Origin of the sequence: Legionella rowbothamii (assembly GCF_900639985.1) — a bacterium.
GTDB classification, from domain to species: domain Bacteria; phylum Pseudomonadota; class Gammaproteobacteria; order Legionellales; family Legionellaceae; genus Legionella; species Legionella rowbothamii.
The window spans coordinates 84450-108374 of sequence record NZ_CAAAIM010000009.1 but is presented as its reverse complement, the minus strand read 5'-3'; the positions used below and the strand labels follow the sequence as shown (position 1 = coordinate 108374).

Genomic DNA, 23925 nt, shown 5'->3' with positions numbered 1-23925 from the left:
CATGCGGATTGTCCGCCTGACCCATAAGTTCTAGGCGTTAAGACAAAAGAAAGCGCCATAAACCCCTATTGTTTATAAATTATAACACAGGACACTGCCACAAAAATTGCTTGCCCCTTCCTTCACACTTCGCTGGACTTTGTTCCTTAGCTCAAGAAGGCCCCATTTCAGAGTACTATCGGCACCTGAAGATATTCTTAGCGGTTTAAAATTTGGGCTCCGTTTGGAATAATTACTCCGTTTTCCAAATTGATTTAATTATCATGGGGCTAAACGATTACCCTCTTACTGGATTTATTCAATAGTTAAAATGTATAAAATTAATTGGTCAAACAAACTGATAGGCAGTAGCATTTTTAAAATATTAAGTACCTTAGGCAATATCCCGAACCGGTAAAGTGCTCTTGGCCGTCTTGATTTAATAATTTTTACGATTAATCCAACAATTGCTATTGGTGGCTTAATAAAAAACATTTCTTTTTGATTGCTTCCAGAAATTAAAAGTTTAGCATAATCTTGTTTATAACGGCTGGCTTCAATATTCAGATATTTTTTTGATAGCATTATTGCATTTTCTCTGATTTCCGTTTGCAAAGGCCCTGATTCAATTAAAACTACACGAATAGGGCTATTAATCGCTTTTAACTCCAAGCGTAAAGCATCATTTATAGCGCGAAGCGCATATTTAGATGCGGCATATACACCTCTGTAGGGAAAAACACAAATACTTAACATAGAACTAATGTTAATAATTGTTCCTGTTTTTGCTTCATGCATTAACGGCAATATCAAACGTGTAAGGTCACACAAGCCAAAATCATTAATTTGAAATTGATATTCTAAAGTTTCATATGCTACATCTTCAATAGCCCCTGCTACTGCAACTCCTGCATTATTAATTAATACATCAACTTTTCCATGACTAAGATAGTTCACTTCATCTACACACTTAAGAATCGACTCCTTATTCAGTAGATTAAGTAATATGGGATATATATGGGGATGAGTAAACTTCTTTTTTTCCTCATCTTCCAATACGGTTGCAAATACGGTATGTCCTTGTTCAGCCATCGATAAAGCTAATTGAAAGCCAATTCCAGAAGAACAACCAGTAATAAGTATATTCATGTAAATTATCCCTAAATTAAGGTTATTTTATCCTTTCAGCAAAGGCTTATAACGCTCTTTAAAATAGTAAAGAAAATAGCTTGTACCTAATAAAGCAAGTAATGCCATAGGAATACTAGGAGGATTTAAAAAAACAGCAAAAAGAACATAATTAAGCACAAAAGGAACTAAAAGGCATATAACAATTAAAGGAATCGCGTAATTAAATAAAAAAAATACTCCCATAAAAATTTCAACCATCTTCATAAAGATAAAAAGGTACCCTGTGGTACTCAGTGCGGAAAGTAAACTTTGCCCATGTGATGAAGTAGAGGATTTAGGCAACATATTTAAATGAAACAAATCGTTAATTCCATAGAGCAAAAATAAAAGGCCTATTACGATTCGAATACAATGATACAGTTTATTATTGATAAACATCATTTAATCTCCTAATCTACTCTTTATAATCAGCATTAAATAATTTATCTATAAATTTCCCACCGATGGGGCCACCGAAAGAAATATTAGGGCACTCATCCCTTAGTTTTTTGTTAAAATAAATAATACCCCCATATCGATGATGTATTAAATGACGCGCTTTTAAACGGCGAAACCATTTATATTGATTTAAAAAGGAATGTTTGAAATGCACATTGTCATGAATATAATAAAAAGCTACTGCATACAGCAAAGTACTTATTATAAAAATAACCGAATACATTAAAGAAAATAACATAAAAGCCGTACACTCCAGCGCAAGAATAATAGACAGCCAAATAATGTGCTCAATCATATTATAGCGATCTAAATCGCAGTGATTCGCTATTTCCTTATGCCGATGATGAGCAAACAAATGATACTTATATATTGCGATCCCCCAGATTTTGCAATGCAAAAAAAAATGAATAGCCCAACCAACACAAACAGCAATAAAATAACTAAAGATAATAAAAAGCAGAACACTCATAATAAATATCCTTAAACAATCTTTCTTCTTTACATTTCCTTGCCCTTGCTCCCACACCTAGTTTTGGGTAATAAAACATAATGGGGAGTGATCCATATTTTTTTTTACATTAATAAAAGTCGACAGCAAAATAATCGAAATATTAAGCAAAATAATAATTACTATAGTACTGGGGTAAACAATCGGAGTAACATTCAGATACGTCTCCAAGAGCATTTTTTGTAATAAATAAGCGAGAATAATGCCGATAAAACTAGAAAACACCGCATAAAAGCCATATTCACATAGCCAGATTCCCATTAAACGAGAATTCTTTATCCCAAACACTTTGAGCATAGCCGTTTCTGTTTCTCGCTCCTTCCGGGTAGTCCATAACACCATGTTTTGTGAAACGATCCCAACAAAAAGCACGAAGAGGAAAATCCAGGCAGTTAAGATAGATAATTGTTGAAAAAAGTGTTTTGCTTGCTCAATAAGCATAGCAATCGATAAAACTGAAAACGAAGGAAATGTTTGGCGCAGTAAATCCAAATCGGTTTCCTGGGATGTAAGTAAACGAACGCCTACCAAATAACTAATAGGAATATGTTCCATAACCGATTGAGGCACAATAATGTAGAAATTAGGCTGTTGATTCGCCCATGCAACTTTTCGTATGCTGGTAACAGGCACAGAAAGTTGTTGTTCGGCAATATGCAACGACAGTTTGTCACCTACCTTAATTCCAAAATTCTTTGCCAAGCCTTCTTCTATGGAAGCCTGATACGCGTTATTTTTCGCACTAGACCACCATGTTCCGGAGATTATTTGGTTATCTAAAGGTAATTGATTGCTGGCCGTTATATTTAATTCACGAGTTAAGGCATTATTATGAATGTGCTCTCCCCTTTCATTTTTTTTCAGGGGAGTTCCATTTAACATGGTTAATCTACCACGCAAAATGGGATACTCATGCACCACATGCAATTTATGGAGAGTGAGGAATTGTTTTAACGGATTTATATTTTCAGGGGCAATATTGAAAATAAAATAGTTAGCCGTATTAGGACGAATTTGCTTTTGCCAGCTATTAAGCAAACTGTCATAAAGCAGGTAGCTAAAACAGGCGGCAAAAGAAATAAGAGTGAAAACAATAATTTGTATATAGCTCTGGGGCATATATCGTGCAATATTAAGAGCAGCTATATTTAAGACAACAGGTAATTTATGAGCAATTTTTCGTAAAAAAGCACCTGAAGCAAAGCACAGGGTTTTTGTTATTATTACAATTAGACACAAAAACAAAAGTCCAAATAAAAGTAGCCGTGTATCCTGTAAGTATGCATAAAGTAATGCGAAAAGTATTATTCCTTTAACAAAAACAAATAACCAATGAAAAGAACTCTTTTTGAAAGGTTGACGTCGTAACACGTGTAATGGAGAAACCTGACTTAAACCTAGCCAATGTTGAAACCCAAAAACAAACAGAAATAAGGCACAAAAAAGTAGAGATTTTACTCCCGAACTCCACTCAATAGGCCCAGAATCACTGGAAAGAATTCCGGGTAAGATAGATTCTAAAAAGGAATGCCATACCGAATGAATTGCAAATCCCAAGGGCAATGCGATTAGCCCAGCAAGAAAAATTAATATCAGAAATTGCACCACTAAGAGAAAAAGAACTTGGAGCTGTGTCATGCCTAAACACCGCAATAGTCCAACTGATACATCATTTTTGCGATTATATTCTTTTAAGCCTACGTTAATTACACTAGCTGTTAATAATAGAATGAGAAAAATAGAGATTTTTAAATAACTCATAATCTGAGAAAAACCTGTTTTCAATTCAAGTCTTCCATCTAAAGCAGAAACCGCACTCTGGCCAGTTTGCAGCAAGGGCTTAACCCATGCAACATAAGGCTCTATTTGACCACCAATAAGAACTAAATAGTCCGCTTTGCTTCTGGGCCCAAGAATATTCGCTTGGGATAAATCCTCTAATGACATCAAAACCGTAGGAGCGATTTTAAATTGCTCAGATTGTCCGTCGGGGGTTGCATACAAATAACGCTCAAATATAAAATTCTTAGTCCCTATTTCAATGGTATTTCCCGGATGAACATGCAATTGCTCAGCGGCCCTAGGTTCTAACCAGACTGAACCTCTTTTAGGAAGAACGTTGCTACTTTGTATTGTTTTTGGATCGGTCTTGTCACTGCTTCTTATTTTTCCGTATAAAGGATAATTGGAGCTTACTGCTTTTATCTGGATGTTGGCGAAATGAGTATCAGGCGTTTTACTCGCTGCAATGGTATTAGTATAAACTACATTTGCCGTAGCCAAATTCATTTTAGTTGCTTGTTGTTGCCAAAGTTGGGGCAATGGACGAGGGCTTTTTAAAATCAAATCGCCGCCGAATAATTCAGCTGCTTTGGTATTAATTCCAGTTTGCATTCCTTCAGAATACCAGGAAATACTAGATAACAGAGTAACGACCATTATCATTAATAAGAAAATGGCACTTAATCCACCTTTACGCCAATTACGAAAAAACAACAAACTTGCAAAATAAACTAATTGGTTAATACTCATGTAAGCATCCATTAACAATAGTAAATTTTCGTTGGCAGCGGCCAGCCAATTTAGCATCATGAGTTACAATAATGAGAGTGGTCTTAAACTCTTGATTTAATTTGAACACTAAATCACTGATTAAAAAACCGTTTTTTTCATCTAAATTAGCTGTAATTTCATCTGCAAAAAGAATTTTAGGCTGAGTTACATAAGCTCGTGCTATTGCTACTCTTTGTTGTTCACCTCCCGATAATTGGTTAGGATAGTGATGCACTCGATCACTCAAACCTACCTGTTCTAAAATGTGCTTTGCCATTACTTCTGGTCGTTTGATACCTTGGATCTCTAAAGGAAGAGTGACATTTTCAATAGCATTTAGCATCGGTAATAAATAAAAGCTCTGAAAAATAAAGCTAATCTCTTCCGATCGTAATTTGGACTTCTCGCGCTCGCCAAGAGCAGCCAAGTCATATCCTGATAGATATATTTTCCCGCTGGAGGGATTGTCCAGGCCTGCTAATAATGCCAACAGAGTTGATTTACCTACACCTGAAGGCCCACATATCGCGATGGTTTCTCCCGCATGAATTTTTAAGCTAACATTATTCAAGATAGTTAACGTTTTCGAATGAACAAAAACCTGCTTTCCTACATTTTTTGCAACAATAACTGAGGGTCTATCAATGAAATCAATCATATTTTCTCTACTCATACTCTGTTCATCAATTGCAACAGCAACCAATAATATTTTAATTATAGGAGATAGTTTGAGTGCAAGTTATGGAGTTGAAGAAAATAAAAGTTGGAGTGCGTTAATAAAAGAGAACTTACATAAAAAATACCCGGGTTACCATTTAATTAATGCGAGCATTAGTGGTGAGACTAGCAACGGAGGGCTAAGCCGTTTACCTGAATTATTAGCAAAATATCAACCAGGGATTCTAATCATTGAATTGGGAGCAAACGATGGATTACAAGGATTACCTATTCAAGTGATTGAAAATAATTTAAGTCAAATGATCCGCCTCGGAAAAAAATCCGGATCACAAATTTTATTAGTAGGAATCCGCATTCCTGAGAACTTAGGGCCTACTTATACCCAAGGTTTCACAGCAATTTATCCTAAATTGGCAGAACAAGAAAAAGTTCTTTTATTGCCTAATCTACTAGAAGGAATTGATGAAAATCCCGAGCTATTTCAGGAGGATGCTCTTCATCCGAATCAACAAGCCCAATCGTCAATTAGTGCCAATATATGGAACAAGCTGTCTATCTTGCTTAAAACCCATTAATGGGTTTTAAGCATTAAAAAACCATTATTATTTAAGGTAGAGTTTCAAGGGGGCCGTTGCAAAAGAATAAAAAACTTTTGCCTCCCTGCCATTGCCAATTCTCGTCTGAAACATGACAAGAGAACCTCGCTCCTTTCTCAATTCCTCAATCATAGCGCAAAAAAACTCCATACACCGAGCTTCCTCCTTTTGAATTTATTACCAGATTGCTTCAGCACTTGACTGAAAAATGCTTTCAACTCATTCGTTACTTTGGATTTCTCGCAGCTGTGTTGAAAAAAATTAACTTTTCTATACTTAGCTAATCAAAATAACTTAATTCTCATGAAGAAGTGATAATGTAATGTGTTCATTGGTATTGTAAATACGGCATCAACTATAGGTTTAGACAAACGCATCGGAATAATCTGGTAATAAAGTGAGGAGACTAAATTATAAACCAGTTTCCTTTTTTGCAACGTTGCTCATATTTCTACTAAACTGTGAAATAGCTGTACTTTTTAAAGAGAATGATATATGCGTTGTAAAGAAGATAAAAAAATATCTACTATCATCGACTTGCTGAGAAAGAATGCTTATTATTCGCCGGATAAAACATGTTTAACCTTCCTTAATCAGAAAGAAAGCATTATTTTAACCAATAAAGCATTGTTGGAAGAAGCGGAACATGTCGCACGTCGGCTTTTAACTCTAGTAGAACCTGGGTCACGGGCAATTATTTTATTGAATCCAAGCTTAGATTATATCGTTTCTTTTATAGGATGTTTACTTGCGGGAATTATTGCCGTTCCAGCGTATCCTCCGACAAACAACCGGCACAATATTAGATTATTATCGATTATTGAAGATGCCTGCGTCCAAGTGATTATTACAACATCTGTGGTACTGCATCGCACGAACCTTAATGAATACAGTAGAGCACAGGTTTTAGTTCTCGAAGAACAAGAGGACATATCTCCTTCTTTAGCTAATTTTCCACTGATATCAAGTGAGGATTTAGCGTTCCTACAATATACATCGGGATCCACCGGAAATCCCAAAGGGGTGATGGTCAGCCATGGGAATATCATTGCGAACTTGCAGGTCATCAATAGTAAACATGAAGGCCGAGTGAATACTGTATGTTCATGGATTCCTCCTTTTCATGATATGGGCATGATTGGCTGTACGCTTTTTCCTTTAGCTTATAATCTCCATTTGGTGTTCATGTCACCAACAGATTTTTTAAAAAACCCATTTAAGTGGTTAAAAGCAATCAGTGATTTTCACGCTGAAAGTACAGCAGCCCCTGATTTTGCTTATGAACTATGCGCCAGGGCGATTACTGACAGTGAAAAAAAAGAATTGGATTTGAGTCAGTGGCTTTTTGCGATTAATGGTTCTGAACCAGTCAATGCATGTAATTTAGAACGATTCAGCGCTGCCTTTAAAGAATGTGGTTTTAGGGCGGAGTCTTTGCATCCGGCATATGGTATGGCTGAAACAACATTAATGATCGCCACCAAAAAAGCGGGTTCAGAAACAACAGTTATGCACGTCGAAAAACAAGCATTACAGAATAATACCATCAAGCCAATTTATGGTGATGAGGAATCTGTTCGTTTAGTTAGTTGTGGTACACCACATTCCAGCTATGATTTAAGGATTATTGACCCGTCCAGTTTGGACATTTTGCCTGCGAATAAAATTGGAGAAATTGTTGTTAGAGGCAACAGTGTTACTCAAGGATATTGGAACAAACCCGAATTAAATCAAGAACTCTTTCATTTAAAATTAGATTCTGATGGAGCGCCTTTTTTACGAACTGGGGACTTAGGGTTTTTAGATAAGCAGGGTGAGCTTTTTGTTACAGGTCGCCTGAAAGATTTAATTATTATTCGTGGACAAAACCTATATCCCCAAGATATCGAACACTGTATTGAAAGCAGTCATCCCATGTTGATGAAGCATGGAGGAGCTGCTTTTGTCATTGCGAAGGAACATGATGAACCCGAATTAATCTTGATTCAAGAAGTTCATCGTAGTGCTAAAAATTTCGATGAAATTTTTTCCTCCATACTTGACTCCTGCTCCCAAGAATTACCCATATTGCCTAGCCAAATTGTATTGATAAAACAATCGTCATTACCCCGAACATCAAGCGGAAAAGTACAACGTGGTGAATGCAAACAGGCATTTCTAGCCAATGAACTGCAAGTGTTTGCACAATGGCAACGGCAAGTACATCAGAAAGAACATACTGCTAACCAGACCCCAAGCTTTTCTAAAACGCATGAAAAGAGTAGTTTGATCTTATGGATGAAGCAATGGATTGCCAATAATTTATCGATTCAGCTGGAGCAGGTTGATGTTCATAAAAATTTTTCTTATTACGGCATGGACTCAGTTACTGCTGTCCAATTTTCAGCCGCGTTAGGACAATTAATAGATAGGAATATTAATCCCAGTTTTTTATGGTCCTATACTACGATTAATTCATTAGTGAACTATCTACTCCCTCATCAAAATGCGTTCAGCGCAACAAACCAACATCATGCCAAACCAAAACATTTTGAACCGATAGCGATCATTGGTATGGGCTGTCGTTTTCCTGGAAGCAGTAACAGCCCACAAGAATTTTGGGAGCTATTACAAAAAGCAAAAGATGGAATTACCAAAGTTCCTGCAAACCGTTGGGATTATGAACTTTATGCAGATAGACTCAGCCCTTATGGAGGGTTTGTTGACAATATTGAACAATTTGATGCGAGTTTATTTAATGTGAATGTACAAGAAGCCATATCCATGGATCCACAACATCGCTTTTTATTAGAGGTTACCTGGGAAGCGTTGGAACATGCGGGAATTTCCCCTTTATCGTTAAATAATTCTCCTACAGCTGTATTTATAGGTATTGCTTCAAATGATTATGGACATTTAGATAATAAAACGACTGAAAAAAATATCAGTTCGTATTATGGTCTTGGTAACGCTCATAGTGCGGCAGCAGGACGTCTTGCTTATTTTTTAGGAACCAAAGGAGAGGCTTCTGCTATAGATACAGCATGTTCTTCCTCATTGGTTGCAGTATTCAAAGCATGTCAAGACTTACAAGATGGGCATTGTGATATGGCGATTGCAGGAGGAGTAAATAATATCCTTGACCCCTCATTAAGTCTTAGCTTCTCAAATGCAGGAATGCTGTCACGCAAAGGCCGTTGCCAAGTTTTTGATGCGCAGGCGGATGGTTATGTACGTAGTGAGGGCTGTGGTATCTTAATTCTTAAACGCTTAGCCGATGCACAGCAAGATGGCGATAATATTTTGGCAGTTATTCGCAGTGCGGTAGTCAATAGCGACGGGCATAGTAATGGCATTACGGCACCTAATCCAGAAGCACAAAAGGAATTACTTCAATGTGCTTTAGATTTAGCTCAGCTCTCACCTAATGAATTGGATTATATTGAAACCCATGGAACAGGTACGTCTCTTGGGGATCCGATTGAATTTAACGCCATAAAAGAAGTATTTGCTACTGGCACTAGGGCAAAGCCGTTGTTTCTTGGCGCGGTTAAAAGTAATGTGGGGCATTTAGAAGCAGCAGCTGGGATGGCTGGTTTAATCAAAACAATTTTAATGATACAAAATAAAAAAATCCCCGCTAATTTACATTTCCAGCATCTTAATCCTCTAATCGATTTAAACAGTATTCCCGCACAAATACCTACACGCTTGTTAGATTGGGAGCCACCACAGAAGCACATCATACGTCAAGCGGGTATTAGTTCCTTTGGTTTTACAGGTACTAATGCACATCTTATTCTGAGTGAGCCCCTACCAATATATGACAAGCACTGTGACATGATAAGACCTGTACATCTGTTTACATTGTCAGGTCATTCTGCTGAAGCACTCGAAGCGCAAAGAAGTGCTTTTTTGAAGTACATACCACACCATCCATCACTCTCTTTGAGTCAATTGTGCCATACAACCAATTTAAGCCGGGGTGATTTGCCTTATCGTCTGGCAGTATGTCCAAAATCTATGGATGATTTGAGGCATCAATTGGAGCACTGGCAACCATTATCTGTTCCATCAACGAACAGTAATAATAAAGTAGTATTTTTATTTACGGGACAAGGCTCCCAATACACCCAAATGGGATTAGAGTTTTATGAGAGCCATCCTGTGTTTAAAGAGACGGTAGATTACTGCTGTTCCTTATTAGATCCTGAATTGGAATTTCCTCTACTCGAAGTTATGTTTCATCCTGAACGGCAAGACTTACTCAATCAAACACAATATACTCAATTGTCCTTATTTGTTCTGGAATATGCGCTGGCTAAATTATGGTTAAGTCTGGGGGTTCAACCCGCAGCAGTAATGGGGCATAGTGTGGGTGAGTATGTTGCGGCAATCGTGGCGCAAGTAATGACTTTAGAGCAAGGAATAAAACTTATTACCGCACGGGCAAAACTGACGCAGCTGCAACAGCCAGGAGCCATGCTTGTTCTGTATACAAGCAGTTCTATTGCTGAATCACTGATAGCGGAAATAAAACAAGCATCCCCTCAATTCGTATTATGTATTGCTGCAATTAATACAGTAAATCAGGTTGTTCTTTCTGGGAACCCAAATGGAATAGCGGCAGTTATCAACTATTGTAAACAACACTCTATAAACACCGTAAAACTCCCAGTCTCCCATGCATTTCATTCGCAGCTCTTATTGCCCATGGTCGCAGAGTTTGGCGCTGTTGCTGAGCAAATTAAATACAGCCCTCCATCAATAATGTACGTCTCAAATCGTACAGGCGGGCCACTAACTCAGATAAATGGCGCTTATTGGGTAGAACATCTTCTAAAAACAGTGCAATTTAGTCTAGGTGTACACACTTTAATAAAAGAAGAGTTTGATATTTTTATTGAAATAGGACCTAATCCGGTTTTATTAAGTTTTGTTGCCGCCCATTATCCACAACCTGATAAAATCCTCTGTCTTTCTTCAATGCAAAAAAACAAAGAAAACTGGGAGCATTTGGCCAATTCTTTATGTGCCTTGTATTTGCAAGGTTATACAATTAACTGGCGCTCTTTTGACAAGCCTTTTGGTATTACGCATTGTCCTCAATATTTACCTAGTTATCGTTTTCAACATCAGCCATATTGGCTAAAAGATATGCTACATCATGAAAAAAATACGCTTGAGCGCTTAGTGAACCACTCCCTTTATGAATTAAAATGGAAAAAAATTGCTAATTTAAATCCCGAAAAACGGTATCTCCCGGGAACACATTTAGTTTTTATTCATCCCGACGCAAAGAGCATACAATTGGCTCATCATTTAGTAAGTGATATTAACCATTTATTGCTGATTCAACCAGGACAGGAATACCAAGAAACTGATTCAGCTATTATCATAAACCCAATGGACCTAGAGCATTTCCATAAGCTCTGGAAACGCATACCTCAAGTGGAATGCATCATTTATTTATGGGGATTGCCAAATCAAACGGATGTAACGCTGGATATTCCTGACGAAGTATATTCCAACATCTGTAGAGCCTGTTCTGGGTTACTGCACTTAACCCAAACCATGATTCAAAACCGTCAATTTAGCGATCTTTACGTTATTACGCAAGGAGCGTCGTCCTTCTTTGAGGACACCATACCTTTAGGGGCTCCGCTAATCGGCATGGGTAAAACACTAACGACCGAATACCCTCAGTTATCTTATCAACATGTGGATTTTGATCCAGACATACCAGTACTTGATATCGCAGAGCAATTTCTCTCGATAGATTTTGAACACCTTAATAACAATTTTTGTGCCGTCAGTTTTGAGAACATCTTTGAATCGTGCCTTACCCCGGCGCCTATGAGTGAATCATCTGCATCATTTAGCCCCTCCGAGCAACAAGGTGCTTATTTAATTACTGGAGGTATGGGTGGATTAGGATTGAGCGTATGTCAATGGTTATTAAGTCACCGGATAAAAAACATTGTTTTATTAGGCCGAAGCCCTTTAAGTAATGAGCTAAAGAGTACATTGCAAGAATTAAATCATGGACTGGATAAAACAGCAGTTCATTACATGGAAACGGATATTAGTGTTATGGAGCAACTATCAGCTACTCTTCACACAGTTCAATCTACTATCGCCCCAATTCAAGCTATTTTTCACCTGGCTGGTATTCTACAAGACGGGATTTGGTCCAATCTTAATTGGGGTAGTTTTGACAGGGTCTTCCAATCCAAAGTATTGGGTACTTTAAATTTGCATCAGCAAACCGTCCATTTAAATTTAAAGTTGGATTACTTTGTGATGTTTTCTTCTATCAGTTCTCTTATAGGTACTGCGGGGCAAGCAAATTATTCCGCCGCTAATGCGTTTCTTGATGCCTTGGCTTATTTTAGAAAGCAATTAGGTTTACCCGCGCTAAGCATTAACTTTGGCCCCTGGCAGCAAATGGGCATGACGAAAGATACTCATCAAGGTTTATCGCATTATGGCATTCAATACATCAATGAGAAACAAGGACTATTCTCCTTACAGAAAATACTGCCTGCGGCGGGCCCACAATTAGTTTTATTGCCAAACCATATCAACAAGGAACATTTAAAATATTGTTCTCCTTATCAAAGGACGTTATTAGTTGAATTAATGCAAGAACATGAGGAAGAGGAACAACGCGCTCTTAGTCATAATAGGCCCCCTCAAAAAAATCTTTTGATACATCAACTGAATAACAAGAGCCCGCAGGAGCGTGGAGGAGTATTAACTCATTTTTTAGAAACAACAATTCGCAAACTGTTGCGCTTGCCTAATCATTCAGAGTTTATCTTGGATAAAACCCTTACTGAGCTTGGCATGGATTCTATTTTAGCAAATGAGTTATTATTTACCTTAAAGCGGGAGTTATGCTTAGACAGCCTTTCTGCTCAAACACTTTTATTCGAAAGCCGAACCATAGAGAATATTGCTCATTTCTTAAATGATGAAATAAAACATAATGAGCTTGATGAAGATGAAGCACATGTTTCTTCCTTTAATCAATGTTTTCCTTTAGTCCCTCACCAAGCTGAAATGATGCAGTATATTAATTCATATCCTTTTAGCGCGGCGTATAATTTACCTGTATTTATTCAGATATCCGGTATTTGGGATACAGAGCATATCCAAAAAGCGATACAACAAATTATTGATAATAATGAGATGTTAAGGGCCTCCATATTAACTGTTTACGATCAATATTTTCATTTCATTCAAGAGCAGGTCAATTTTACCGCTAATTGCTTTTCTATTACTGAAGCACAACTTCACGACCATTTATTGGCCACGTATAGAAAACAAATTAATCTGGATTCCCCTCCATTATTTAACTGTGATCTTTATTTTGTTGATAACCAAAAAACGGTTATTGCCTTAGTGTTCCATCATGTGATTGCGGATGGAGCATCTATTTATGCGTTCATTGAGGATTTCTTTGAAGTGCTACAGCTGGGCACTTATCCTGAAAAGAAAAGAGAGCCATTTAGCAAATACGTCAGTTGGTTGTTAAAAGAGGTGTATCCCAAAATTAATTCGGAGTTAAAAATATTTTGGCAAAATAAATTGAACACCTATAACGACCGGCATCTTTTCTACCCAGATTTTCAAAGCAACCAATTTGCACGTTCTGATTTTCCCTTACAAGGAGCAAAAGTAGGATTTGTATTAACTAAAACAGAATTGGCGCTTTTAGAGCACTATACAGCGAAGAATAAAATAACTGTAGCTAGCCTCTTGCAGGCAGTTGTCCATCGTGCTTTTTATGACATAACTGGAAAACAAGATACGGCATTAATTGTTTTTTCAAATGCTAGAAACAATTCATTTTGGGTCAATACTATTGGCCAAGTGGCGCAGCACCCCACGGTTCGTTGTCAAAACATTCATGAGAAACCCCTTAATGAAATGGCTGAATTGATTATGAACGAGTTGGCTGAAATGGAATTCTATCAATTTATGCCCTCGTTTAAGCTGAAAGATTTCAATCTTCAAGTTCCTAAAATTTCTTTTGATTATCAATCAATTAATCTTGAAGAACTTATGTGTAATGGAAAAGTCGTTGAGTTTTTATCGGTGAGCAGCAACTCAATTGATTTATGGGGAAGTGATCCCAGACATTTGGCATTTAAATTGAACCGACAAAAGAATCATGGTTTGGAGTTTGCGCTGAAATACCGTTTAGATTGTTACACCAAAGAGCAAGCTCAAATTATTTTGGAACAATGTCGAAATATAATTTATGGAATTATAACATGATAAACACTATTATTTTTGACTGTGATGGGGTTATTCTCGATAGTGAAATTCTTATTCAAAAGACACTAATGTCGTCTATTATGAGGTATGTCAATAATAATGAGATTCATTTATCTCCGTATGATTTTTTAGGATTAGGATTTGATAAATTAAAAGACAAAATGAAAGACATCTCTGATGTTGGCATTACTCAGGAAATGATAAATAAATATTATGTTGATCTGTTCCAAGCCATGAAGCATCAATTAAATAGTTTACTGAGAGATTTAATTTTAACCCTTAACCAACAGAGAATAACTTATTGTGTTGCTTCAAATAGCATCAGAGAACAAATCAATTATTCTTTATCTTTAGTTCACTTAAAAAAATACATCCCGGACAACCATATTTTTACTATTGAACAAGTAGCGCATGGAAAACCGGCTCCGGATCTGTTTTTATTTTCCGCTGCGGCTATGGGAGTAAAACCAGAATATTGCCTTGTTGTTGAGGACACTCCAGAGGGGATTGAGGCGGCATTATCTGCCAACATGAATGCTATTGCGTTTCTAGGAGGGACTCATGCACAGTCTGAAACATACCAAAGCCAATTTAAGTCTTATCCTATTCAAATTGCATCCACCGAACAGGAGTTAATTTCTATTTTAAAATCAAACTATGGTTTTTCTATAACGAAATAATGTTTAAAGGTGAAGAGCTATGAAACCGTTTAACATAAAAAAACTTACCTATTTCATGCAAAGCTATTTAAAAAAAGAGATTCAGAATATAAAAATAATCTCGGAGAACATTTCTGGATTGGTGGTGTTTTTAGAAGACCAAGACAACTGCAAGATGGTTGTAAAAATATTAAATACCGACAGCCTATGCCAGTTGTATGGTTTTAATAAGGATGAATTAATTCAATTTTTAACCATACATACGTCCATAGTTGATAACTTATCTCATCTGGTTCCAGCTCCTCGATGCATACCTATTGAGGGTTCTTTGATTCAAGTGCATCAAGACCTGGTATTTTATTGCATGGAGTTTTGTCCTGGAGTTTGTAAAGAAGTTGATGCGATTCATCTTGCTGAAAAACTCCTTATGGCAGAATATCTTGCCATACTGCATCAAAAAGACATATCAATGTATGAGCCCAGTTTTTGGGAGCTCAAAACGCGATTCCTAGTTGGGGCGTGGCAACACTTTATTGCGTCTAATGCACAAAGTTTATTAATCGCCTGTTCTAATGAATTTGTTCCTGATGCTTCGTTAACTCATTTTATTAATCAAGTATGCGCCGCAGTGACTGCAGAGGTCATTGTGGGACAAGGTCAAAACGGGGTTTTAGCGCATACGGATATAAAACCCAAAAATGTTTTGTGGCACAGTGACAATCAGCCCATCATTCTTGATTGGGAAGATATTTGCCTCTTAAAGCCGGAAATTGACTTTATTGACACTATAACCAGTTGGACTGTGGAAAAAACGCCTAAGGGCTATTTTTTTAAAGAAGATGAGGCAAAAAAATTTCGTCAAGTATATGGTTTAAAATTATCTCTAAGAGAGATGGATATTTTTATTTCTGCTGCAAAATGGATGTTTTGGATTATGACTTGCGCACAGTTAAATAGGAAAAAAGAACTTGGTGATGGATTCATGATGTTGCAATTACTTGATAAAAATCGCGAAACATTACTTAGTCTATAAATAAAATAACGAGCAATGCAGCCTCATAAATTCGGAGGTAAAATGATACAACTCACTGAACAAAAAACATGGAAATTACTTAAAAAACAACAGCGAAAAATTCTTTTAAATCAGGAGAAATTTTCTAGTTTATCGATGTCAAGCGGAGAAATTACCTTAGATTGCAGCATGCAACATTTAGACACAGATACATTAGAATTGCTGTTACAGCTAGCCCAGGAATGTCATTTAAAGCCCGCAATTGAGGATTTATTCTCAGGAAAACGAGTTAACACAACAGAAAATCGTCCTGCATTACATACCGCTCTTCGGCTGCCTCGAGACGAAACACTCTATCTCGATGGAAAAAATATTGTTCCTGACATCATGGCTGTACAGGATAGAATGAGGCAGATATCAGAAAAAATTAGAGCTGGGGAATGGTTGGGCTATTCTAATAAACCAATTAAAGATATTGTTAATATTGGTATTGGCGGTTCTCATACAGGGCCTGCTTTTTGCGTTCATGCTTTAACGGAGCTAGCGGCTTCTTCTTTATCTTATCATTTTATTTCTGATATGGATGCTCATGCGTTTCATCGAGTGACGGCGAAACTCAGCCCAGAAACAACCCTTTTTATTGTGGCTTCAAAATCATTTACCACAATAGAAACATTGTACAACACAAAAAAAGCGATGGCATGGATTAACAAAGCCAATTCAATAGCACAACATTTCATTGCGGTAACGGCTCATGTTGAGAACGCTTATGCTTTAGGTATTAAGAATGTTTTACCTATTTGGGATTGGGTTGGTGGACGTTACTCCCTTTGCTCTGCAATTAATTTAATTACGTGTATTGCCATTGGATTTGATCGTTTTTCTGAGTTTGTTCACGGTGCTTATTTAATGGATAAACATTTCCGTTACACCCCATTTAATCAGAATCTTCCGGTAAATTTAGCTTTATTCGGAATTTGGAATAACAATTTTTTAAAAATTCATCACTTACTAGTAATGATGTATGGATACCCACTGGATTATTTTTCATCTTACGTCCAGCAGTTAGATATGGAAAGCAATGGAAAATCCATCAATAAGTATGGGCAGACAGTAGACTATGCGACAGCTCCAATTATCTGGGGCGGTTCAGGAAATCAAGCCCAACATAGCTATTATCAACTGTTATGCCAAGGAACACACCGCATCGCCGCTGAGCTCATAAGCATTGATTCTGAGCAACAATCCCTTATCTATCGATTATGCTTAGCTCAGAAAGAAGTGCTGTCTAAGGGGGATAAGGAGCGTAATATTTCTACTTCTTATCCAATAAGCCATATTAGCCTTCGCGATGATTCGCCTAAAACATTAGGGGCTCTAATTGCATTATATGAACATAAGATTTATACCCAAAGCGTTATTTGGCAAATCAACGCGTTTGATCAGCCTGGAGTAGAAAGCTCGAAGTTCCTAATGCAACGAATGTATTAAAATGATTCCTTTGGGGTATAACGGAACAGCCAACTCCCTTAAGTCGTAAAATAGCTTACATTTCGGGCAAAGAGAACAATATGTCAAATAAATTTATAATCGCTTCCTATTTTTAATATAAGGGTAGTAAATAAATTAGGGTAAATATTTAAGTTATATTTAATTCATGATCTTATTTGATGAATCGAACATTTATTAATTTTTTTATAACTCAATGTAAATTGAGGCATTTTTATTTATAGAATTCAAGTTAAAAAATTAGTTACTTGAATGGAATAAACATCAATAAAGTCTCTTTTCTCTGCGCCTATTTTTTGATAAAAATTTTGGCCTTGCTCATTGTCCTTCATGCACCATACATTTAAACGACCAATATTGTTATTTTTCGCTATCAAAGCGAGCTGATACATTAAATTATAACCAATTTTTGCGTTCCTATATTCAGGGATTATATATAAATCATCAACCTGTATCATGGGGCTCAAATTAAAAGCCCTATTGATATTGGCAAAAGTATAGAGGCAAAATCCAAGTACTTGTTCGTGAGGATCAACCGCTACTAAACAATTCCAATCCGCATTAATGCCAAATAATTCATTTTCTAAACGGTCTCTGGTTAGTTTAAAACGTTCAAAAGAACCTTCATGTTTCACTAAATCTATTAACATGCTAAATAATTGATCCAGATCTACAGTTTTCACTGGCCGAATTACATACCTTATACAACCTATTTCCATCTACTCCTCACATAACTCTTGTTATTCTTAATTTGTACCTCAGTAAATTAATCTATCACCGAGCGTAATTGCCGTTTTCTTATATAGGTATTTAGACCGATGTGATTGGTATAGCTTAAAAAATTGCAATTTTTCTAAATAATAATCCTAAGCCAAGAAGATCCATAATTTTAGGAGCATCCTTATCAAATTTACTGTTTTGACATGTACCCTTTGGTTTACCCAATAAGACTCCCGGTGCTTTTTTACTAGCTAGAGCCTCTTTAGTTCTTAAACTAATCAAGTCACGTTCAAGTTCCGAAAATAGTGAAAAAAACGTAATCATAACTTTTGAGGTCATGTCATGTTGTTTAATATCCAAATGTTGCTTGATAAGGATTACTCGTTGACTTGTTTTTTAATTAATTCATTAATCAGACTTAATTTTCTAGCGCTCAGCAAAATACCCTACTCACACAATATGAAAATACCATTAGAACGCTGTAATTCTTCTTGATTTTTAGCCATTTTTTCTAGGAGCTGGGTGTATCGAAAAGTTAATTGGCACTCAACTTTAGCCGAAAGATCTCACCTTTCAACTCAATCGTATCTCCTGCAACCATCTTTTTTCTTTTCTGTTTTTCTATTACGCCGTTTACCAATACAGTGCCCGCAGCTATCATCTCTTTGGCTTCTGCTCCGCTCGAGGCGATACCTTCAAATTTAAGAATTTTAAAGAGTTCAACATGATCTTTATTAATGAAAACATCCTTCATATTATTTATTACTCCAGTAATTATGGGTTTTCGCAATCTTTACTTTTTAAGGAAGCAAGATAAAGGGTTTCAATTTCTTTCCTTGCCCATGGTGTTTTGCGCAGGAATTTAAGGCTTGATTTGATGCTGGGGTTGGAAGAAAAACAGTTAATCTTGACTCTTTCCGCCAAGCCTTCCCAGCCATAACAACTCAACAAACTATTTAAGATAACCTCTAGGGTAATGCCGTGCAGTGGATCATTATAAGTTCTGTTCATCAACTATACCTTTTGTTGCACATTAGAAGTTTAGTCTAAACCTCGCTAAACTCTACTAATTTAAATACTATTAACCAGACTTAACAGGCCATTCGAGTCAATAACAACTCGACCGCCATCTAAGATAAAATATATTGAATGCCATGATCATGAGCTAAACGCAGTAGTTTAAGATTGGCTCCTTTGGGATGCACCTCGCCCCTTTCCCACTTTTGATAGGTAGATGGAGTAACATTCAATATTTTAGCCATTACAGCTTGGCTAACTTTTTCTTTAATTCGCATTTTCTTTATTTCTTGTGCCTCAAGTTCTTTAACTTCACTTAAGTTAAGCATTTCTATTTCTTTAATAGTAATTGCATCTAATCGAAGATCTCTGGCTGTTTCTAACATAGCATCAATAATTTTACTCATTTTTAACCCCCATTAATGCCCCTACTCAGGTCTTACATAGTAATTTTTACTATAGCAAAATTTACTATACTTTACAAATATACGAGAAAATAAACGGGGATTATCTTTCCAAGTCTCAGTGTAACATGAAGATTTCAGTATTAGAGAGCTTAAAAAGTTATTAGAGGCAACGAACCTTTTGATTCAGCTAATTACAGTGTCTGGGTATAAACATGAACTTTTTTACAAAGATATCGGCCGGAGGTCTTCAAAAGACTCTAATCGTTTTTTTTGAAAGATTAGCTAATCCAAATAAATTACTATTTTATAAAGGGATTTTTCCTGCCTTATTTCTTTTAATAAGTATGTTGAAATTCTTTCAATAATCTATAATATACCATTATTGACCCAATAATAATCATTATGTATATAAAAATTGGCGACAAAGAGATTCAGCTTACAGAAACAGAGGAGCTATTCATTTTTATCGATAATAATGGTTTTGAATATCATGTTACCGATAACAATTTAGCTAGCCGCAATTTGCCGGATGTTAATGAACATGCCTTGGCTGTATTTGCAGGTAAGCTTTTTAGTAAAATACTAGGAGAATATCAGCCTGATTATCATTTGGTTATTATAGACAAAGATGATTATATGCGAGCATCTAATATCCTTTATGAGTTTGAAGACTTTGAAGTAGATGAAGAATCGCCTCTTCATGTCCAATACAAGGGTAAAAGTTATTCTTTTGAACAAATAAAAAACCTAAGTGCGGCCGTAATTACAGGTTATTTTTTAGGTGAGATTGATTGGGATAATAGCAATATTGGATTTGTTCCGGATAAAAATGGCCAAGGTATAGTCGCAGTTAGAATAGACCCTGGTTGTAGCTTTCAGTTTGATGAAGCCATTTTTCAGCTACCTTTAGAAAAAGTATTAACCGATCCTTTTCGAATAATTATGGGTGGTGTTAATTACACGTCACTACAAGAAGATCCCGAAAGCAGCCTAGCCGATCATTATTTTAGCGCTCTATTTAAAGATTCAACACCAGAAGAGGTTCAAGTAGATGATTTCCCTGATGATCTATTATTAGAAACTCTAGAATATCTTGATTACCAAGATTCATCACTTAAAAGCTTACTCAATAAAAAAGAAGAGATTAATGAGGTTATTAAAAAAATTGTTGATCTTAAAAAAGAAGAGCTTTTAGTGCTTGCATTTGAATCCGGTTTAACCGTTGAAGAAGCAAAAAAATGTATAGATACATTACAAATAAGACAGGAACTTTTTAGACCATTTTATACGGAAGAACTAAAATCGAATATTAAGAAAAGACCTCACAAAGAAGGAGCATTAAACGAAATAATTGAATCTCCATTAAAAAAACCTAAAAAAACAAATAGTCAGATTAAAACTACGGAAACGACCGGAAAGACAGAGGAAAAAACTTATGAGCCTCAACGATTTTTTGTTGTGCACCCGGAAGATGAAAGTAAATCCCCTGATGTGCCTGAAGAATATTCTGGTAATAAGATCTAAATTAGTAGCGTTGATACAACGAAGCGTAATCAAAACGGTTCCGTTGCAAAAAAGATTCAATTCAAAAAAATTTAAGATTTGGGAAGATCCCAACTATATAAGCAAGAGTGTTCATTTAACTGTGTCACCTCATTGCTCATCTAAGCCCCAAAGTTAGTCTGTCTTCAAAATAGATTTCTAGTTGGGACACGATAAGCGCCCAATTGTGCATGGGCTGATTCCATTTTTCCAGTACTTTCTGAGCAGCACAGTAAATGAGTTTGATAAGGGCGTTTTCGCTGGTGAATGCGCCTTTATTTTTAGTGTATTTGCGAATTTGTCGATGAAAACCTTCAATATTGGTCGTATAAATGATACGCCTGAGCTCTCCTGGATATTTAAAGTGCTGTGATAGTGCTTCCCAGTGATCATTCCAAGACTTTATTACAGCAGGATATTTTTTTCCCCATTTCTCTTCCAGCTCAAGCAGATGATGCTCCGCTAAGTCTTTGCTTGAGGCTTTATAAACACGCTTTAAATCAGCCATGAAGGCCTTCTGGTCTTTGCTGACCACATACTTCAATGAGTTGCGAATTTGATGAACAACACAAAGTTGCACTTCCGTATGAGGAAATACTTCCATAATGGCATCAGGAAATCCCTTAAGTCCATCGATGCTGGCAATAAGAATATCATCTACCCCACGAGCAAATATCAATCAAATTATTCACTCTACATACAATGTTTTTTAATATATTATATCAAAAGCCCAACCATTGGGATTTAGGTTAATATTGCCACGGATCGCGTATTATAGGCAACGAACCTTTTGATTCAGTTAATTACACTGTCTCTGTATAGACATGACCCTTTTCACAAAGATCCCGGCCGGAGGTCTGTTATAATCTACAACCCAAATCTTCGCATTGGTAACAATTAGAGGTTATCAGCAAGGAATAATGCCCCCCACTGCCTTTTAAAGTTCTTTCATACACTTTATAATCAAATCATTGTTGTAATATAGATCTATTTTTACCAATAATCAGTTAAATTACTTTAAATATCATGCGATTATAATAAATTTGAAATTGTCTCACCACTGGTGAGACAATTGCTTTCTTATTCGTCTTCTAATAACAACTCATGCAATTTTTCTTGTAATAACTTTTTATCTGGCAATTGTATTTGATACTCAGCAATTAATGCAGGTGATAAGGTTCTATTTAATGAAAACTCAACAACCTCTTTATCCTTGCTCGCGCATAACAATAATCCTATGGAAGGATTTTCGTGAGATTTTTTCACTGTGCGATCTAGCCCCTCCAAGTAAAACGACATCTTACCTAAATATTCTGGCTCAAACCGCCCTACCTTTAGTTCTACAGCAACTAAGCAATTTAACCCTCTATGAAAAAATAGCAAATCTATAAAAAAGTCTCTCCCGCCTACTTGAAGTGGATATTCAGTTCCCACAAAACAAAAATCCCTACCCAGCTCTATTAAAAAGTTTTTTAGCTTGGCTAATAATGCCTTATGCAGATCTATTTCTTCGTGATCATCCTGAAGGCCTAAAAACTCTACCATATATGCATCTTTAAATGCATTTTTTGCTTCAGGGTGAGTTTGTTCTAAAGATCCAGTTACCTGGACCGGATTTAAGATAGTCCTTTCGAAAAGTGCTGCTTTAAATTGTCGTTCTAATTCTCGTTTGCTCCATTGTTCTCTAATACATTTATGGAGATAAAAATCACGCTCGTCTTTGCTTTTACTTTGGTTAATAATAATTAAATTATGTGTCCAAGGTAATTGTCTCACCAGCGGTGAGACAATTTCATCCCTATGGTAAATCTCATAAAATTGCTTCATCCGAAAAAGATTTGGCCTGGTGAAACCTCTAATCCCAGGTTGAGTTCGAGAAATATAGCTTGCTAGCTGCTCAACAACCCCCTCACCCCATTCAGCATGTGATATTTTTTTACTTATGTATTCACCAATACGCCAATATAGATCGATCAACACAGTATTAACTGCTTGATAAGCTAGATTTTTTGAAGACTTAATCAGGTTAACAATATCATCGAAATTTTGTTCATGAGTCAGGCCGGGCTGTATTTTACCCATCATAAAACCTCTCTTCCCTTTAAATATTTTATAATTTTCTCATATGATTGGAACTCAATATAGTCTTGTAATAAAGGTCAGAACTAATAATTTTTCTAACGCTGTAATTGAAAAATAATTTACGTAATATTCTTAAATACGGGCTAAAACGGCTACAATTAAATTGTGCTATTATCCTTGTCAGGAAAAAATTTTTCAAATTGTGCACGGATGTATGATACGCAAACCAAAACCTTTTCCGAAATTTGTTTGTAACTTATCTGCTAGAGTTTTAAAACACTCGCGCCATAAGCCACTCGTTCATATTTTAATATTTCTTGATTAATACGTCGTCCTATATGCCAATATAATAGAACCCCATCCCTATAATTTCATGTAAGGTTCGCTGCTAAGTAACCTTTATCAATTGACTAATATCAGAATACAACTGTTCTTCATTTATGCTAGAGAGGTCTCTATCCACTTCCTTCCTCTACAATATGTCTGTGTGCAGACATAATTATATAGTAACGAAAAATAATGTCTGCATGCGATTTGGAACAAGCAAAAGAATATTTATCAACAGCCGCAAATGTCTGGGCATTTCAAGGATAGCAATTAGTTAGAGAAGGAAAAATTCCAGCAGAAATATACTTTCATATTTTTTCTTTTATCAATGGATGCTCTGTTAATGACAATATCAAAATTATTGATGTTGCTAATCAGAAGTTGAGAGATGACGTGGTTAGTGCTCCGAAAAGAGGATGGTTTTCTTGGTTTAAAACTCAAG

At 36.2% G+C, this 23925-nt stretch carries 17 protein-coding genes and 2 pseudogenes; 7 read left to right on the top strand and 12 right to left on the bottom strand.

All coding sequences use genetic code 11. The features are described 5' to 3' along the window. Positions 1-294: 294 nt before the first annotated feature. From E1P08_RS14050 to E1P08_RS14030, 5 genes are read right to left on the bottom strand one after another with little or no spacing between them, the layout of a single operon-like run. Positions 295-1128 (bottom strand): SDR family NAD(P)-dependent oxidoreductase, encoded by an 834-nt coding sequence (locus E1P08_RS14050; protein WP_133137635.1) that lies wholly within the window; start codon positions 1126-1128, stop codon positions 295-297. A gap of 27 nt (positions 1129-1155) precedes the next feature. Next, a complete protein-coding gene (locus E1P08_RS14045) occupies positions 1156-1551 on the bottom strand; it encodes a hypothetical protein (RefSeq protein ID WP_133137634.1) in 396 nt (131 codons plus the stop codon). Positions 1552-1564: 13 nt separating this feature from the next. Further along, entirely contained in the window at positions 1565-2077 is a 513-nt protein-coding gene (locus E1P08_RS14040; protein WP_133137633.1) for a hypothetical protein, read from the bottom strand. A 57-nt stretch (positions 2078-2134) separates the two neighbouring features. Beyond that, positions 2135-4648: an ABC transporter permease gene (locus tag E1P08_RS14035; protein WP_165485196.1), complete on the bottom strand. Its 2514-nt coding sequence runs from the start codon at positions 4646-4648 to the stop codon at positions 2135-2137. Beyond that, positions 4638-5342: an ABC transporter ATP-binding protein gene (locus tag E1P08_RS14030; protein WP_242602480.1), complete on the bottom strand. Its 705-nt coding sequence runs from the start codon at positions 5340-5342 to the stop codon at positions 4638-4640. Before E1P08_RS14030 ends, E1P08_RS14035 begins: the two co-directional genes overlap by 11 nt. Between E1P08_RS14030 and E1P08_RS14025 the strand changes: the two genes are divergently transcribed. From E1P08_RS14025 to pgi, 6 genes and pseudogenes are all read left to right on the top strand, one after another. Beyond that, positions 5314-5922: an arylesterase gene (locus E1P08_RS14025; RefSeq protein ID WP_133137631.1), complete on the top strand. Its 609-nt coding sequence runs from the start codon at positions 5314-5316 to the stop codon at positions 5920-5922. The two genes, E1P08_RS14030 and E1P08_RS14025, sit on opposite strands and share 29 nt — an antisense overlap. An 84-nt stretch (positions 5923-6006) precedes the next feature. Beyond that, positions 6007-6200, top strand: a pseudogene (locus E1P08_RS17780) (transposase); the annotation flags it as partial. A gap of 238 nt (positions 6201-6438) precedes the next feature. Further along, positions 6439-14208: a type I polyketide synthase gene (locus tag E1P08_RS14015; protein ID WP_133137630.1), complete on the top strand. Its 7770-nt coding sequence runs from the start codon at positions 6439-6441 to the stop codon at positions 14206-14208. Further along, on the top strand, positions 14205-14888 hold the full coding sequence (locus E1P08_RS14010; protein WP_165485195.1) for an HAD family hydrolase: 684 nt from the start codon (positions 14205-14207) through the stop codon (positions 14886-14888). The genes E1P08_RS14015 and E1P08_RS14010 overlap by 4 nt, the downstream gene beginning before the upstream one ends. 19 nt (positions 14889-14907) lie before the next feature. Continuing rightward, positions 14908-15900 carry an aminoglycoside phosphotransferase family protein gene (locus E1P08_RS14005; RefSeq protein ID WP_133137628.1) on the top strand — a complete coding sequence of 331 codons (993 nt, stop codon included), beginning with the start codon at positions 14908-14910 and terminating at the stop codon, positions 15898-15900. A gap of 42 nt (positions 15901-15942) precedes the next feature. Then, positions 15943-17370, top strand: a complete 1428-nt coding sequence (gene pgi / locus E1P08_RS14000; protein ID WP_133137627.1) for a glucose-6-phosphate isomerase — start codon at positions 15943-15945, stop codon at positions 17368-17370. A 245-nt stretch (positions 17371-17615) separates the two neighbouring features. Here the strand turns inward: pgi and E1P08_RS13995 are convergent, their stop codons facing one another. The 5 genes from E1P08_RS13995 to E1P08_RS13975 all read right to left on the bottom strand — a co-directional run bounded on the left by E1P08_RS13995 (position 17616) and on the right by E1P08_RS13975 (position 19532). Then, positions 17616-18071 (bottom strand): GNAT family N-acetyltransferase, encoded by a 456-nt coding sequence (locus E1P08_RS13995; protein WP_165485194.1) that lies wholly within the window; start codon positions 18069-18071, stop codon positions 17616-17618. Between the two features lie 151 nt (positions 18072-18222). Beyond that, entirely contained in the window at positions 18223-18447 is a 225-nt protein-coding gene (locus E1P08_RS13990) for a recombinase family protein (protein WP_242602479.1), read from the bottom strand. A 196-nt stretch (positions 18448-18643) separates the two neighbouring features. Further along, entirely contained in the window at positions 18644-18862 is a 219-nt protein-coding gene (locus tag E1P08_RS13985) for an RNA-binding S4 domain-containing protein (protein ID WP_133137625.1), read from the bottom strand. A 20-nt stretch (positions 18863-18882) separates the two neighbouring features. Next, complete coding sequence (locus E1P08_RS13980; RefSeq protein WP_133137624.1) at positions 18883-19119, bottom strand: VF530 family protein; 237 nt, start codon at positions 19117-19119, stop codon at positions 18883-18885. Between the two features lie 119 nt (positions 19120-19238). Continuing rightward, positions 19239-19532: a helix-turn-helix domain-containing protein gene (locus tag E1P08_RS13975; RefSeq protein WP_045094735.1), complete on the bottom strand. Its 294-nt coding sequence runs from the start codon at positions 19530-19532 to the stop codon at positions 19239-19241. Between the two features lie 402 nt (positions 19533-19934). Here E1P08_RS13975 and E1P08_RS13970 point away from each other — a divergent pair, with 402 nt between their 5' ends. After that, positions 19935-21056, top strand: coding sequence for a hypothetical protein (locus E1P08_RS13970; protein ID WP_133137623.1), 1122 nt, complete (start codon positions 19935-19937; stop codon positions 21054-21056). Between the two features lie 136 nt (positions 21057-21192). On the opposite strand, the pseudogene E1P08_RS13965 reads toward E1P08_RS13970, so the two are convergent. Both E1P08_RS13965 and E1P08_RS13960 read right to left on the bottom strand, forming a co-directional pair. Beyond that, positions 21193-21741: pseudogene (locus E1P08_RS13965) on the bottom strand (IS256 family transposase); the annotation flags it as partial. Positions 21742-22154: 413 nt separating this feature from the next. Then, the gene (locus tag E1P08_RS13960; RefSeq protein WP_133137622.1) at positions 22155-23159 is read right to left on the bottom strand and encodes a PDDEXK nuclease domain-containing protein; all 1005 of its coding nucleotides are present in this window, start codon (positions 23157-23159) and stop codon (positions 22155-22157) included. Between the last annotated feature and the right edge of the window lie 766 nt (positions 23160-23925).